The organism is Methanorbis furvi, from assembly GCF_032714615.1.
GTDB lineage: Archaea > Halobacteriota > Methanomicrobia > Methanomicrobiales > Methanocorpusculaceae > Methanocorpusculum > Methanocorpusculum furvi.
Genome location: NZ_JAWDKA010000007.1, coordinates 1 through 15,476 on the forward strand (window position 1 = coordinate 1; position 15,476 = coordinate 15,476).

Below are 15,476 nucleotides of genomic sequence, written 5' to 3' on the forward strand. Positions count from 1 at the left end.
GATGGGGACACGATTGCCGGCAGAGGTCGGGCGGCGAAGCCGCCTCAGACCGAGCATGACGCGAAAGCGGCATGCGAGACAATTCTACTCCCGTTCAAATCGGGAACTTGGCTTTTCCTGAGAAATCAGGATACCAATGAATTAAACAAACAAAAAATAACATGCCAAGTTGGTGAGATGGAGACACGATTGCCGGCAGAGGTCGGGCGGCGAAGCCGCCTCAGACCGAGCATGACGCGAAAGCGGCATGCGAGACAATTCTACTCCCGTTCAAATCGGGAACTTGGCTTTTCCTGAGAAATCGGGATACCAATGAATTAAACAAACAAAAAATAACATGCCAAGTTGGCGGAGTGGCCACGCAATTGCCTGCAGAGCAATTTTACGCCTGTTCAAATCAGGCACTTGGCTTTTCCTGAGAAATCAGGATACCAAATGAATCAAACAAACAAAAAATTACATGCCAAGTTGGCGGAGTGGCCACGCAATTGCCTGCAGAGCAATTTTACGCCTGTTCAAATCAGGCACTTGGCTTTTCCTGAGAAATCAGGATACAGAAAAAATTCCAAGCACCAGACCACTCCCGAAAAACACGGGAAAATCGAAACCAGCCGCACTGTATCCATGCGGGATAGCAAATGAACCGGATATGCACCTGATACTATGTCACAAAGAGCTATTGATGCGGTGTTCACCGGTCTGTATCAGCTGACCGACATCCGTGCCGTTCTTCGCAGAACCGCACCCCTGCATCAGCTGAACGATTCGGAGAAAGAAAGTACGAAGAAAGCGATCGAACAGGTTCGAAAACAGCTCATCATTCTTGAGGAGGAGCTGTTATGACCGTCCGATGCGCAGCAGGAATTGAAACGCGAACCGTTGAAGAGGGATCGATTAACTTAGACCCCATTCAGGCGGCAGGACGGCTTACCCCTGAAGCAATGAAGGCCGTTATTGCCTGGGGCGACGGCTACTCGGTCTGCGACCACTGCCACAAACCATTCCGTTTAGACTATGTCACCAACCCGCCGATCGCAGACTTTCACACCGATCTCGCCCAGTGGCTCGGCATGGACAAATCCCAAGTGGTGCCGGGCGCACGCCGTGCGTTTCAGGAGGTAACCGGAGCGCTCGTCGGCAAAGGCGAGCCGGTGATGATGACCGGTATGGGCCACTACACCGCATACCTCTCGGTCGAGGTGGTGAACGGTGTCGTCCGCGAAATTCCGCAGACACCGGATCATCACATCACCGCAGACACCGCCGCCGAACGAATCGAGGCAGCGGTCAGAGAGTTCGGATACGCGCCCAAGCTGCTCTTCATTGATGCGGTGGACTTCATGTATGGAAATATGCATGATGTGAAGGGCGTTGCAAAGGTTGCGCACCAGTACGATATCCCGGTACTCTACAATGGTGTCTACACGGTAGGCGTTCTGCCGGTGAACGGCAGAGAGCTTGGCGTTGACTTTGTGGTCGGGTCCGGCCACAAGAGTATGGCAGCCCCTGCGCCGTCGGGTGTTCTTGCAACAACCGATGAGTACGCTGATGTTGTTCTGCGGACGACGAAGATCTCAGGCGACGTGACCGGCAGAAAATTCGGCATTAAGCAGGTGGGCATCCTCGGCTGCTCGCTGATGGGTGCGCCGATCGTGGGACTGATTGCGTCGTTTCCGGCGGTGAAGGAGCGGGTGAACCACTGGGATGAGGAGCTGGCGAACCATAAGATTGTGATCGATGCATTACAGTCAATCGAAGGGACGAAGGTGGCTTCCGAGTTCCCGCGCCGTCATACGCTGACGAGAATGGACACGGCTGGATCGTTTGATGTGGTTGCCCGCACGCATAAGAAACGCGGATTTTTCCTCTCAAGTGCTCTTGCAAAGCGTGGTATCACCGGTATTATGCCCGGGGTTACGAAGCAGTGGAAATTCAATACGTATGGTCTCACACGGGAACAGGCAGAGTATCTGGCTGATTCCTTTGTGGATATTGCAGAAGAGAACGGCCTGCGGGTTGGATAAACCCTTGGACTATTTTTTTGTATGTGGTTTTGCTTGAGCCTCCCACGGAAAAACCGAACACGCAGAAAATCTCACGGAAAAAAAACATCACGGAGCAGACGTGAACATCACAGAAATATCGTTTCAAATCTGAGTTCCGTGATGTTCACGTCTGCTCTGCGATGTTTTTTTTCTGTGATATTTCAGTGTGGTCCTGCGAAGCAGTAAGCAGGCCGAAGGCATGCGTTCCGTGTTTTCCGTGGGCTGAATTTTGTTTAGAATAAAGCCGAAAATCACCCATTCCGCGAAAGGCTGCCAAGGAAAAGATCCTCTTCGGGAGCGATGGACTCGATCACCGCATGTTCGGAGAATGTGTAGCGGTAACCCCGGACCAGCACGACCGGCACGCCCTCATTTGCTTCGCCCATGAGAAGCTCGGCGGTGGAGGCGAGCGAGTCGGCAATAGCACGGCGGGTGACCTGAAGCTCGTGACCGAAGAGGTCAGCCTTGCCGCGTTCGTCGGTGATTGGAAGAATGCCGGAACAGCCGATGGCAACACCGGAGACACCGAGCCGCATGGCATGTGTGCGGGAGTCGATGATGATGACTGCGGTCTCTTTGCCGGTTCGTTCCCGTATTTCTTTTCGAATTCGCGCCGCACTTGCATCGGCGTCTTTGGGAAGGAGGGTGACCCAGCCGTCAGGAGCGTTGGACTCATCAACTCCTGCGTTTGGAAGCACGAGGTTGCCCCGCGATGCGAGTAAAAAACCGGGGATGCCGCCAAGGATGCGGTCGCTTTCATCGATAACAACCTGGGCAAGACGGGGGTCAAGCGAATATTTTTTTCCGAGCGTTTCAGCCTGCGACCCGGGCACGACGTCGGCGAGCCGGATGTTTCGTCCTTCGGTGGTGGACAGCGGAGACTCGGCGAAGAGGAGAATATCATTGTCGGCGATTGTTTGTGCGTCGGTTGCAGATAGTGCCGTAAGCACGCGGTCGACAATGTCGTCCCCCGGTTGCAGGAGGCCGGTGGATATCCCATAGACGGAAAAACCCGGATTCATTGTGATAATAATTGGCGCTGAATACCTATGTGGGTTGTGTTTGAGCGGTTGTGTGATCTTGAAACGCGAATAACGCGAATAGAACGCCTCCGGCCAAACGCGAATGGCGCGAATAGCGCGAATAGCATGCCTTCGGCCTGCTCACCGCTTTGCACGCCGTTCCGTCGTGCTCACTGCTTCGCAACTTCACGGAATAAAAAATTGCCAAAGGCGATTTTTAGAGGAAAAAAAGACTTGGTATTTTATTTTAGATAGAAGCATCCAAAGAAACAAAAAAAATTGAAAAAAATCGCCATTGGCGATTTTTCATTCGCGTTATTCGCGTTTGACCGAACGCATCAGTTGCTCAAACACCGAAACAACATCCCGCACTGCCGCAACATCATGCACCCGGACAACATCCGCACCCTGCTCAAGAAGAAAAAACAGCACGCCAAGCGTACCATACAGCCGCTCTCCCGCAGGTTTTCCCACAGTATCTCCGATAAACGCCTTTCGAGAAACCGCCGCAAGCAGCGGACGGTCAAACTCCTGCAACAAAGAAAACCTCCGGCACAGCTCCCAGTCCGCATCAAATGACCGCTCCTCAACCCACTTCCCCACTCCGGGATCAAGAATCAGATCACAAATCCCAAACCGCTCCGCCCGCTCGCACACCAGCCGCAGTGCAGAAAACGTCTCAGAAAAATCAACCGGATCACCGGGCCTGTTCCCTGCCGCCATCGCAATCACCGGAAGGCCGGAATCAGCCGCAATTTTTGCATACAAAGGATTCCCAAGCCCGTTAATATCATTGATCGCAGCAATATCATACCGCAGCGCAGCATCCAGAACCTCAGGATGCATCGTATCAAGCGACAGAACAGCTCCGCAGCCGCGAAGTTCCCGCAGCGCCGCAACAACCCGTTCACGCTCCTCAGAAACACTCAAGGGCGGAGCAGAAAGCGCAGTGCTCCGTGCACCAAGATCGATTACGTCCGCACCCTCCTGCAGCAGATCCAGCGCCCGCGTAACAATCCGGTCGCACGGAGTAAACGAGTCCGAAAAAAATGACTCGGGGCTGATGTTCAAAACCCCCATAATCTTTGGTGAACTCCCTGACCCGATCGTCACCCCCTTAACATTTACAACCATCAGAACCGCCGGAAAACCTCACTCCCGAATCTCAGGGTAGAGAGGATAGCGCAGACAAAACGTCGTGACCTCCTCTTTTGTCTCCGCAAGAACCGCCGCATCATTTACATTGTGCAGCACCCGTGAAATCCATGCGCCCACCTGCTTGCACTCCTCCTCACGCATGCCCCGTGTTGTGATCGTCGGCGTGCCAAGCCGCAGACCAGATGTCTCAAACGGTGAGAGGTGTTGACGAGGAATCGTATTTTTGTTCACCGTAATACCGGCGCGGCCGAGCGCAATCTCAGCCTGATGACCGGAGATTCCCTGTTCCGACAGATCCAGAAGGCATAAGTGATTGTCGGTTCCGCCGGTCACGAGTCTGAATCCTTCGTCCATCAGGGTTGCAGCAAGCACTTTACAGTTTTTCACCACCTGATGTGCATACTCTTTGTACTCATTGCTCAGCGCTTCGCGGAAACAGACCGCTTTTGCTGCGATCACATGCATCAGCGGGCCGCCCTGAAGTCCGGGGAACACCGCTTTGTCAATCGGGTTCGCATACTCTTTGTTGCACATGATCACTCCGCCGCGGGGACCGCGAAGGGTTTTGTGCGTCGTGGACGTAACATACGTCGTAACGCCGACCGGTGAGTTGTGCAGGCCGGTGCAGCAGAGACCGGAGATATGAGCAATGTCGGCCATGGAGCGTGCGCCCACATCCTCGGCAATTTCGGCGAACGCCTTGAAGTCGATCTCACGCGGGTACGCAGAGGCTCCGCAGACGATGAGGTCAGGTTTTACTTTTCGTGCGGTTGCTTCGATTTCTGCGTAGTCCAAGAGTTCAGATTCAAGGTTCACGCCGTAGGGGGTGATGGTATAGTATTTGCCGGAGATGTTTGCCGGGTCGCCGTGCGAGAGGTGACCGCCGTTGTTTAAGCTCTGGCTCAAAATTTTGTCACCGGGTTTTAAAAACGAGAGGTAGACCGCTTCGTTTGCCTGACTGCCGGAGTGCGGCTGAACGTTGGCATGCTCTGCGCCGAAGAGCCGGCAGAGCCGGTCTCTGGCAATGTTTTCAATCTGGTCGTGATATTCGCATCCGCCGTAGTAGCGTTTGCCGGGATACCCTTCCGCGTATTTGTTGGTGAGAATAGTTCCCATCGCTTCCATGACTTCGCGGGCAACGACGTTTTCGGATGCAATGAGTTCCAGGCCTTCGACCTGACGTTTGTACTCTTTGTTGATCAGATCTGTTATTTCAGGATCAAACTGCCGTAAGAATGACATATCAGTGGTCTGGGCAAGAAACGACATATCCCTCATATTTGTTACAGAATCATATAACCATCGCGGTCGCTATGAGGTTTGTTGAGGTATGTCGATCAAAAAACGCGAATCGCATGTCTTTGGTCAAATGCGAATTGCATGCCATCGATCAAACGCGAATCGCATGCCTGCGGCCTGCTCACCGCTTTGCACGCCGTTCCGTCGTGCTCACTGCTTCGCAGCTTCGCGGAATAGCGCGAATAGCACGAATAAAAAATCACCAATGGCGATTTTTCAAAAAAAAATAATCTTGATTTTTTCCAAACGAAGAGATTTATCTAAAAAATACATTTAGTAATATCTCAAAAATCGCCATTGGCGATTTTTTATTCGCGTTATTCGCGTTTTTGACCAGACAAATGATCCTCAGCGAACCGGATCATCGAGTACAGACCGTCAGAGATCGGATGAATCTCAAGCATCGGCGAAAACTCATGCACCGTAACACCTTTGCGCACCAGATATCCCAAATACGTCCCCACAAGACCCGTGCCCGGTCCGGAGCTTGAAAATCCCAAAATTCTACCATCCAAAGGATCCACATTCAGCTCCATCGTCCCGACCGACCCGTCCGACACATGCCACACTGAGCCGGGGCCTGCAATATTCGGCGACGCAAACGATGCTCCCTCCGCGTCCGCATCGCGGCAGACCGTATAATCAAGACCCAGCACCACGGTAAACGGAATCCGCGACAGATCAACTGTTCGCGAAACCCCGAGAATCGCATCAGCCGCCGCAAATCCCTGAAGGCGCGACACCGGCGTAAAATACGGAGCACCAACCACATCCCCGCACGCATACACTCCCGGAACCGACGTCTCCATTTTCTCATTCACCGCAATCGACCCGTCCGCATTCTTCAACAATCCCCGCACATGCGGAGAGTGCGGCTGCACACCAGTTGCAAACAGCACCGCATCACACGCAGTCGTCACGCCGCCTGCAACCACCCCTTCCACATGATTCGACCCAAGAACCCGCTCGAGCGGCGCATTCTCATAAATATGAACCGATGAGAGATCTCTCTGAGCCGCTTTATGCATTCGCGTCGGCAGCATCGAAAGAAACGAGCTTCGCGCAAACACCGACACCTCAACACCAAACGCAGAAAAAATATACGCAAACTCAGCCGCAGAAATACTGCCTCCCACAATCGCCATTCTTTTTGGCAGTTCAGGCATCGACCGGATCGACCGTGCCGTATACGTCCCGGGAAGAGAAACTCCCGGCACATCAGGCACATACATCTCTGCACCGGACGCAACAATCACCGCTTCAGCATCGTCATACAAAACGCCGTTCGCAATCACCGACCGCCCGTCAACCTCGGCAGTCACCCCGTACTCAATCTTCACTCCGGCATCCAGTGTCTCGCGTTCAAGAATCAGGGATAGCCGTTCCTGAATTTTTTCCAGACTCCGCATCACCTCAGGATACCGCACACGCACATCGCCCTCGATGACGCCCGTCTTTTGCAAAAATTCGGTGCCGCGAATACTGCGGGCAACATCATTCAGCCCGCACACCAGCATACATCCGTCATGCACGCACTGGCCGCCCAGCGCACGCTTCTCAAAAAGAGTTACATCCCTGCCGGCAGAGGCAAGCCGCACAGCCGCCATCCTGCCGGCCGGCCCTCCACCGACAATATAGATCATTTAGAACACTTCACAGCCTTCATCCGACGGAACAGATAGCTCTTCGCCGGTATAGGCATTCACTTCAATGATATCCTTTTTCCCGCGAACCTGCCACACCGGCACATACACCTTCTCAACCGTAACCTCAATATCCTCAGGTGCCGGCTTAAACTCCTTCTCCTCAGCAAAAATTGCGTCACCGGCAGTGGTCTTAATCCGCACACGCTTCGTTAACTTCTGCATCAGATCAGACCGCACCTTCTCTTCGGTATCGGCTTTCGAGTTCACCGGATTCATCACATCAGCATCAGCCGGAACGGTTCCTGCCATCGGAACAACATCGCCGAAGTCAGCTTCAAGACCATTGATGGCATTGACCCATCCCGACCCTTCAGCATCAAAACTCACCATCTTGCCCTTGTAGCTTGCTTCACCCGAACTCACATACTGATAATACCAGTACGGGATCATGCGGAGCACCGTCGGCCCCTCCTGATGAGCAATACGAACAGCGTCGCGGTCTGTGATACGAATTGGAAGCAGCTGGTCGCCGCTTGCACCGGGAATCGAACCAACCGGCGAACGGCTGAATGCGCTTGCCGCAGGAGCAGCTGCAACCTCATCCAGATCAAAATGCTCTGAATAGATACGTGCCATTGCAGATCGTGCAATATACTGCTCAAGCTGGTCGCGTGACCACATCTCCGCCTCTTTCGGACGGAAATACGCGTTGCCGGTAAAAATCAGCTTGTCACACCGGACCTTCGTCTCGCTGAGCATAATAGTGTACGGCGTCATATCGAACCGTTGAAGGAGATTGAGATCATCGGAACACAGGACAATGAGGCACTCTCGTCCCCGAACTGCCGAGAGATTAAACGCCCCGGTCTCCTCTTCCGTATCATAGCCTGCAGTCTCAAGAATGCGGCGGATCTCAATAACTGCATTTGCGTGTACAAGTTCAACCATACTATAGTAGTACTATAGCTTTGGATACCAAAAATACTTTGCAAAAAACCGGATTGGTCTCCAAGCAAGTATTTATGCACATATACTCATAAATTAGTTATAAGAACCAATTTAGGTGTTTTCTTTGAAACTTCGGAATTCAGCCCTGATAATTGCAGCATGTCTCATGCTCGTGCTCATTGCAGCACCGGTATCTGCGGCCCAGGTTTCCTATTCAACTGCGGGAATTGAATTTTTCACATCCGTAGACGGTGGAAACGAACTGGTCCCAGGAACCGAAACAGACTTTACGATTAAACTCATGAATAATGCCCAGTACCAGGTAGTTGCTGCCGAGGCTGGGATGCAGCGTCAGTACGATGTTGCAACGCCATACCAGTTGCGCGTTTCTCTTGAGGATGCGGACGGAGTTACCGTAAAGACCGGCATGCAGACTGTTTCCCAGATCAGCCCGGGACAGAGTGCTACTCTGACCTACCGTGTGTCTGTTGATCAGTATGCAACCCCCGGACCGCGTACGATGACGGTGCATGTTGTTTATAATGAACTCTACTCTGTTGAAAACTACGGCGATGCTCTTGGATACTACTGGGTCAACGATCGCGTGAAGGATGTACCTCTCGGCGTGTCGGTCAAATCCCAGGTAGCTCCTGAGGTTCTGTCGATTTCCGGCGATGATATTAGTGTAGGTACGTCTGGATTCCTGACTCTTGAGATCATGAACGCAGGCGGTATGAATGCAAAGAACGCCTACGGACGGCTCATTACTTCCACCGGATCGACGACCTCGGTCATTGTCCCGGTTGAGAACAGTGTGTTCATCGGTGATTTCCCGGCAGGGTCGACCCAGTCGGTTACGTTCAAGATCTCTGTTGCAAGCAATGCAGAAGTGAAGGAGTACCCGATCGGTCTGCAGATTGTCTATCAGGATGATTACGGTGTTGATCAGACCTCTTCCCCGGTTATCGTGGGAGTGCCGGTCAATGGAAAGGTTGAGTTCAAAGTAACGAATGTTGAGGCTGCTCTCGCACCGGGAGACAAGGGACTGGTAAAGGTTACGTATACGAATACCGGAAACACCAAGGTCTACAGTGCAACAGCACGTCTCAGCGCAGTTGATCCGTTCTCTTCCAATGATGATTCGGCATATTTAGGCGATATGGCACCGGGAGACTCGGTTGTCGGCAGTTATGAGGTGAGTGTGGATAAGGCGGCGACGGAGAAGGAGTACGGTCTTGATACCGAGATTCGCTACCGTGATGCAAATGATAACAGTATTCTTTCCAAGTCGATGAAGGCTGTTGTTGATGTAAAGGATCAGTCCGGACCGCTGTCATTCTTCACGAGTCCGCTCTTCATTATTATTGTGGTGGCAGTCATTTTAATCGGCGGCTACTATGTGTTCATGAAGCGCAAGGGTAAGGTTTAATCCTCCCTTTTTTCTTTTTGCTTTTTTATTTCTGTGAGAATTTTTTTGTAGTGTGGTTATTCCAAGTGAGACCGAGGACAAAAAAAAGTTACAGTAAGTTTGCTGCCGGTGTTCGTTTATGGGAACTTTTCTTGACGAGTGCGAGCACGGTCTCTTCAAGCGGAGTTTCCGGGACGAAGTCGTGAGCCTCGAGGCTGATGAGGGCTGCATCAAGTTCGCAGTAGGTTATGCCAAGCTCTCTTTCATCACTCTGGCCGGGCCAGAATCCTGCACTGGGTGCTTTTTTTATGATTGATACAGGAATTCCAAGCTCTTCAGCAACTGCATAGACATCCTTTTTCCACAAGTGCAGGAGCGGCTGAACGTCTGCTGCTGAGTCGCCCCATTTGGTGGTGTAGCCGATCATGTACTCGGTTTTGTTGGAGGTTCCGCAGACGAGGGAGTCTCGTGACGCGGCGATGTTGTAGAGGGTTGCCATCCGCAGTCTTGCGGTATAGTTTCCGCGGAGCAGGGGGGTGTCGGTCATGCCGGGATGTTCAAATGCTGCGTCGACGACCGTTCCAAGCGGAACGATGATCATTTCAATGCCAAGCGTTTCGCAGAGTTCGGCAGCGTCGATCTGATCCTGCGGGCTGCTTGTGGATGACGGCAGGTGAACGGCAAATACATGTTCTGGTCCGAGCGCTTTTACTGCAACTGCTGCGGCGACGGCTGAGTCGATGCCGCCGGAGACGCCGACGACGATGCCTTTGGCATGTGACGCCCAGAGTGTCTGGCGGATAAGGTCTTTTATGCGGGTGACGGCACACCCGATATCATTACACTGCATGATTCTGTCTCTCCAAATAAAGGTCCGGCAGCTGATCAGAGATCCGCTTGAGGGCATAGGCAGCTGACGGGTGGTCGGCGGAAAATGTTTTGAGGAACGCGGCGATGTCAGAGCAAAACGCGGAGCTGTCCTGCGTGGAACAGTCGCCGGTCCATCCGTGATGGCGGGCATAGAAGCAGACCTCGGTTCGCGGCACAACCGATAACGGACGAAGGGTTTTCTTTTCCGGTACCGCCAGAAGTTCGGCGGCGTCTCCACGGCATACCTGACAAAGAAGGTGTTCGGCGATGTCGTCAAGCGTGTCTGCGGTCACGACGGCGGTTGCAGATGCAACGTCGGTGGTAAACGTAACGTCGCGCCTGCCTGCAAGGATCACCGACAGCAGAGTTGAGAGGGCATGCGACTCGGCACTGCTTCCCCCCATGATAAACAGTTTTTCGCCTGAGGCGATGCCGCCGCATTTGCGGACTTCACGTTTTGCTTTTGCTTCGATGTCGGCTGCGGCGTGGCGGGAACAGAGGGCAACGCCTGCGTAATCCTGCACAATCACTGCATCGTTTCCGCACCGCGAGCATTTCATAGTACATCAATAGTTGGCGTTCGTCTGATATGTAGATTGCACTGGTTTGTGGCGAGTGGAGCACAACAAAAAGGAAAACGCGAATGGCGCGAATAGCGCGAATAAATAAATCGTAGCGTCATTTAAGTTTGGAGCGAACACTGATTTCAAAAAATGAAATATATTTCTTCTTTGAAAAATCGCCATTGGCGATTTTTTATTCGCGTTATTCGCGCCATTCCGCGAAGCTGCGAAGCAGTGAGCACGACGGAACGGCGTGCAAAGCGGTGAGCAGGCCGCAGGCATGCGATTCGCGTTTCAAAATCTCATCCCACCCACACATCACGGATCATCATGATACTTTTATCCCTACAAAGTCAATCAATACCTAATGCCTTTGTCAGCCGATGACATCAAAAACCTTCACAAATACGAAATCCGCATCCTCAACGCCTTAGAGCGAATGATGCGCCGCTACCGCTGGGTTCCCGAAGACGATCTCAGAACAGCCGTCCACCTCTCCGCCACCGAAACAAAATACCGTGTCGGTAATCTCATTCACCTTGACATGGTCAGATCCGACTCAGTCCCCTACAAAGGATACTCGCTTGTCTTCAAAGGCTACGACGCGCTCGCCCTCTCAGGCCTTGCCGCAAAAAAATCCATATCAGCACTCGGCTCCATGATCGGTGTAGGCAAAGAATCTGAAATATACGAAGCGCTCGGCTTTGGCGTCGTCGTACTCAAACTCCACAAAATCGGCCAGCGCTCATTTCAGACTGTCCGCACCAACCGCGACTACATGCCTGAAGAAGGGCACTGCCCTTGGATATTTGCCTCCGCAAAATCCGCAGCCCGCGAGTACGAAGCGCTCACCGCACTCAACGGAAAAGTCAACGTCCCGGTCCCGATCGATATCAACCGCCATGTAATCGTCATGTCCTTCATCCAAGGAGTGAACCTCAACCGTTGTCAGCTCGAAAACCCGGACGCCGTCTGGCAGGAGATACTCGAACAGGTAAAAATTGCATACAGCGAAGGCTACATCCACGGCGACCTCTCCGAGTACAACATCATGTACGACGGAGCTGTTGTCTGGATCATCGACTGGCCGCAGTGGATTACTCCGGCTCACCAGAATGCGGATGCAGCACTCCGGCATGACCTGGAAACCGTCGGCGCATTCTTCACCAAAAAGTACCAGAAAACCTACGACATCGATGAGGCAATCAGATTCGTAACCGCAGTTGGGAAGGAGGAATGAACAGACTCATCTTTGGCATCGACATTATCAACGGCTCGGTCAGGTCGGGAACCGTGCGTCCCCATTACGCCCTCGTGCGCGTAGAAAACGGAGCCGTCGTTTCCGAAGAAAAAAACGTCACCCAGTACCGACTGATTCGGTATCTCAGAACCGAACGACCTGAGATACTCGCAGTCGACAGCATTCAGGAACTTGCAAGCAACACCGCCGCACTCTATGCGTTTCTTGCAGAAATTCCAAACGACACAAAACTTGTACAGGTAACCGGCGACTGCGTTCACATGGAAAGTCTGCCGCGGGTTGCCGCACGATACAACCTCACGTTCGACAAGCAGAACCCGATCGAAGAGGCAAAAGCCTCGGCACTCCTTGCCTCCTTTGGCGCAGGATACGAGGTCCTCGCCTACGAAGGCGTCACCGACATCGTGGTCTCGCGGTGCAGATCGCCCGGTCGCGGCGGATGGAGTCAGAATCGTTATGTCCGCAAAATGCATGGAGCGGTTCGCAGCCATGCCCGCGAAATTGAGATGAAACTGGTCGCGGCAAACCTTGAGTACATGGTTTCTGTTCGTCGTGCGTTCGGCGGTGAAAGCCGTGCGGTGTTCACGGTGTATGCGCCCCGCCGCGACATTCCGATCTCGTCCTCCAAAGGAGGCGATACTCAGATACGCGTGAGTGGAAGGCGGCGGGAAAAACTTGAGTTCCGGCAGCTGACCCGCAAATCAAAGTATCTGATTCTGGGAATTGATCCAGGCACGACCATCGGCGTTGCAGCGCTCGACCTCGATGGAAATCTCGTGTATCTCGCAAGTACAAGACTGTTCTCTGCGGCTGATCTTGTATCTGAGATTGCGGGCCTTGGAAGACCATTGGTGATTGCGTCCGACAAAGCTGAGATGCCGTTTGGTGTGGAAAAAATCCGGCGAGCGTTCTCTGCGGTTGCGTGGAGTCCGAAGAAGGACATCTTGGTGAAGGAAAAATATACGCTTGCAGGCGGTCATGACTTCAAAAATGATCATGAACGTGACGCGCTGTCTGCTGCTATGTATGCTTACCGGACCTACAAAAATAAATTTGAGAGTATTCTCCGGCGTGCACCGGCAGGGTTTGACATCGATGAGCTGCGGGCACTGGTGGTCCGCGGCTGTTCACTCGAACAGGCTGTTGCGAAGCTGTCCGGCGAAGAGCCTGCGCCGCAGGCGAGGCCTCAACTCTCAGAGGCTGAGGTTGAAGCTGAAGCTGTCATCTTCGATGAGCGCGATGAAAAGATCACCCGACAGGAGGAGACGATTCGCAGACTGCGGACTCTTGTTGCGACGCTGTCACAGGAGTCGGCGGGAAAGGACAAGACGATCTCAGCTCTTCACCGGCGGCTGAATGCCGAGCGGGAGGAGCAGCGTGCAAAACTGCTTGCTTCATCCGAGATTATCGAGCGTGACAGTGAAATTTCGTCGGTGAAAAAACAGCTGCGAAAGGAGGAGAGGCGGTGTAAAAATCTGAGAACGCGGCTGGAGCGGATGAAGCTCTATATTTCTTTGCAGGCAGGAGAGGGATGCTCAGCACTGAAGGTTCTGCCGCTGCTTGCCCGCGATGCTGTTCGGAGTCTTGATGATGAGATGGGACTGTTTGCCGAGGATATTTTGTATGTTTTGCAGATTGACGGGTGGGGAAAATCTGTGATCCGCGATATTGCGGATGCGAAGGTGAAGGCGGTGATTCTGCCGAGGCATGTGTTTGCGCGTGCCCGCGAACAGCATCTGATTGAGGAGTTTCGGGAGGCTGGACTGCCGGTTCTCTCAGGGGCTGAGCTGTCGCCGCGGGTGAAGGGAAAAATCGGGGTTGTGGATACCGCGGCTCTTGATGCGGCGCTTGAGGCATGGATAGCGACGCAGACGGTGTATCAGACAGAGCGGCAGAGCGAGGCGCTGGACTCGATGGTGAAGGAGTATCAGGTGGAGCGCGAACGCGAGGTGCGGGAGCAGGGAATCGATCCTGCAACAATTCTGCCGGAGAAGTATCTGCGGACCGCACCGGAACAGAAGCCGATAGTGGTGGTGAAAAAACCGCCGAAGGTGTCTGAAGTGAAGGCGAAGGATGTTGTGCCGACAGTTTCGCCGGTTGCTGCGCCACAGAGCGAGCCACAGGTAATGGAGGTGCCTGCGGAAGAGAGGGATGTCCTTTCGTCGGTGCTGACTGCGTACCGCAAGCAGAGAAAAAAGGAAATTTCAGGTGATGAGTAATGGATGACCGTGAGCTTTTGGAAACGATCCGAGATCTGATCGGACGCGACGAGACGGCTGATGACTGTGCAGCGACCGCGTTTGAGGAAGGAAAAATACTTCAGGTTGCGACAACTGATATGCTGCATGAGACGACCGATTTTCCGAGCGGGATGACCGAGTGGGAGATGGGATGGATGAGTGTGGCGGTGAGTCTGTCGGATGTTGCAAGCTGCGGGGCACAACCAACACAGGTGCTGGTGGCGGTCGGTCTTGACCGGCCCGAGCGGTTGAGGCCGATCATGGAGGGAGCGGTTGCCTGTGCAGAGCGGTATGGGGCAAAAGTTGTCGGCGGAGATATTGACAGCCATACGGAGCTGACGATTGTAACGACCGCACTCGGTCTCGTTCCGCAGGAGTTGTACCGCAGGCGGTCCGGAGCGAAGATTGGGGACAGAGTCTGCTGCACCGGAACGCCCGGTGCGGCGCAGGCAGGTCTTGACGGATTTACCAAGTACTGGAAAAATCTGGTGACGCCGGAGCCGCAGGTTTTCGAGGGACAAAAAATTGCCAGGGCCGGGGCAACGGCGATGATGGATGTCTCAGACGGCATTGCAGTCTCGCTGTATGATATGGGCGCTGCGTCAGGCGTCGGGTTTGTGCTGTATGATGAGCTGCCGACGCTTGCGATCGCTGATGCAGAGAAGTACTTCTTGTACGGCGGGGGAGATTTTGGTCTGCTGTTTACCATTTCTCAGGAAAATCTGGCGCGGCTTGATGTGCCGGTGTCGGTCATCGGCGAGGTTGTTGAAGGAAACGGTGTTGTGCGGGGCGGCGAAGCGGTTGAAAACCGCGGGTATGCTCATGTGTGGGGATGAGTGTGGATGAAAATCTGAAACGCGAATGGCGCGAATAAAAAAATCGCCAATGGCGATTTTTCAAAGAAGAAATATATTTCATTGTTTGAAGTCGGTGTTCGTTCCAAAATTATGTGATGCTATGATTTTTTTTATTCGTGTTTCAGAAAAAAACACAGACAACTTCTTTTTTTATTCGCG

General features: G+C 53.1%; 14 protein-coding genes. 7 read left to right on the plus strand and 7 right to left on the minus strand.

Annotated elements, in window-relative coordinates; all coding sequences use genetic code 11:
* The 3 genes from McpAg1_RS06775 to pscS form a co-directional block, all read left to right on the plus strand.
* Positions 1-297 (plus strand): hypothetical protein (locus McpAg1_RS06775; RefSeq protein ID WP_338094543.1); only part of this gene is annotated, 297 nt, incomplete at its 5' end.
* 366 nt (positions 298-663) lie between these two features.
* Positions 664-843 (plus strand): hypothetical protein, encoded by a 180-nt coding sequence (locus tag McpAg1_RS06780; RefSeq protein ID WP_338094544.1) that lies wholly within the window; start codon positions 664-666, stop codon positions 841-843.
* The gene (gene pscS, locus McpAg1_RS06785; RefSeq protein WP_338094545.1) at positions 840-2,024 is read left to right on the plus strand and encodes an O-phospho-L-seryl-tRNA:Cys-tRNA synthase; all 1,185 of its coding nucleotides are present in this window, start codon (positions 840-842) and stop codon (positions 2,022-2,024) included. The genes McpAg1_RS06780 and pscS overlap by 4 nt, the downstream gene beginning before the upstream one ends.
* A gap of 272 nt (positions 2,025-2,296) precedes the next feature.
* Here the strand turns inward: pscS and cofE are convergent, their stop codons facing one another.
* The 5 genes from cofE to McpAg1_RS06810 all read right to left on the minus strand — a co-directional run bounded on the left by cofE (position 2,297) and on the right by McpAg1_RS06810 (position 8,118).
* Entirely contained in the window at positions 2,297-3,067 is a 771-nt protein-coding gene (gene cofE / locus McpAg1_RS06790; RefSeq protein ID WP_338094546.1) for a coenzyme F420-0:L-glutamate ligase, read from the minus strand.
* A gap of 315 nt (positions 3,068-3,382) precedes the next feature.
* Positions 3,383-4,201 carry a dihydropteroate synthase gene (gene folP / locus McpAg1_RS06795; protein ID WP_338094547.1) on the minus strand — a complete coding sequence of 273 codons (819 nt, stop codon included), beginning with the start codon at positions 4,199-4,201 and terminating at the stop codon, positions 3,383-3,385.
* Between the two features lie 18 nt (positions 4,202-4,219).
* Positions 4,220-5,467 (minus strand): serine hydroxymethyltransferase, encoded by a 1,248-nt coding sequence (locus McpAg1_RS06800; protein WP_338094647.1) that lies wholly within the window; start codon positions 5,465-5,467, stop codon positions 4,220-4,222.
* A gap of 374 nt (positions 5,468-5,841) precedes the next feature.
* Entirely contained in the window at positions 5,842-7,167 is a 1,326-nt protein-coding gene (locus tag McpAg1_RS06805; protein WP_338094548.1) for an FAD-dependent oxidoreductase, read from the minus strand.
* Positions 7,168-8,118, minus strand: a complete 951-nt coding sequence (locus McpAg1_RS06810) for a hypothetical protein (protein ID WP_338094549.1) — start codon at positions 8,116-8,118, stop codon at positions 7,168-7,170.
* A 124-nt stretch (positions 8,119-8,242) separates the two neighbouring features.
* Between McpAg1_RS06810 and McpAg1_RS06815 the strand changes: the two genes are divergently transcribed.
* Positions 8,243-9,547, plus strand: a complete 1,305-nt coding sequence (locus tag McpAg1_RS06815; RefSeq protein ID WP_338094550.1) for a COG1361 S-layer family protein — start codon at positions 8,243-8,245, stop codon at positions 9,545-9,547.
* Between the two features lie 88 nt (positions 9,548-9,635).
* On the opposite strand, the gene nadE is transcribed toward McpAg1_RS06815, so the two are convergent.
* Entirely contained in the window at positions 9,636-10,376 is a 741-nt protein-coding gene (nadE, locus tag McpAg1_RS06820; RefSeq protein WP_338094551.1) for an NAD(+) synthase, read from the minus strand.
* Positions 10,366-10,956, minus strand: a complete 591-nt coding sequence (locus tag McpAg1_RS06825) for a tRNA lysidine(34) synthetase (RefSeq protein WP_338094552.1) — start codon at positions 10,954-10,956, stop codon at positions 10,366-10,368. The genes nadE and McpAg1_RS06825 overlap by 11 nt, the downstream gene beginning before the upstream one ends.
* 370 nt (positions 10,957-11,326) lie before the next feature.
* Between McpAg1_RS06825 and McpAg1_RS06830 the strand changes: the two genes are divergently transcribed.
* The 3 genes from McpAg1_RS06830 to thiL are packed head-to-tail and all read left to right on the plus strand — an operon-like array spanning position 11,327 to position 15,296.
* A complete protein-coding gene (locus McpAg1_RS06830; RefSeq protein WP_338094553.1) occupies positions 11,327-12,199 on the plus strand; it encodes an RIO1 family regulatory kinase/ATPase domain-containing protein in 873 nt (290 codons plus the stop codon).
* Positions 12,196-14,439, plus strand: coding sequence for a DUF460 domain-containing protein (locus tag McpAg1_RS06835; RefSeq protein WP_338094554.1), 2,244 nt, complete (start codon positions 12,196-12,198; stop codon positions 14,437-14,439). The genes McpAg1_RS06830 and McpAg1_RS06835 overlap by 4 nt, the downstream gene beginning before the upstream one ends.
* Positions 14,439-15,296 (plus strand): thiamine-phosphate kinase, encoded by an 858-nt coding sequence (gene thiL, locus McpAg1_RS06840; RefSeq protein WP_338094555.1) that lies wholly within the window; start codon positions 14,439-14,441, stop codon positions 15,294-15,296. Before McpAg1_RS06835 ends, thiL begins: the two co-directional genes overlap by 1 nt.
* The last annotated feature ends 180 nt before the right edge of the window (positions 15,297-15,476 follow it).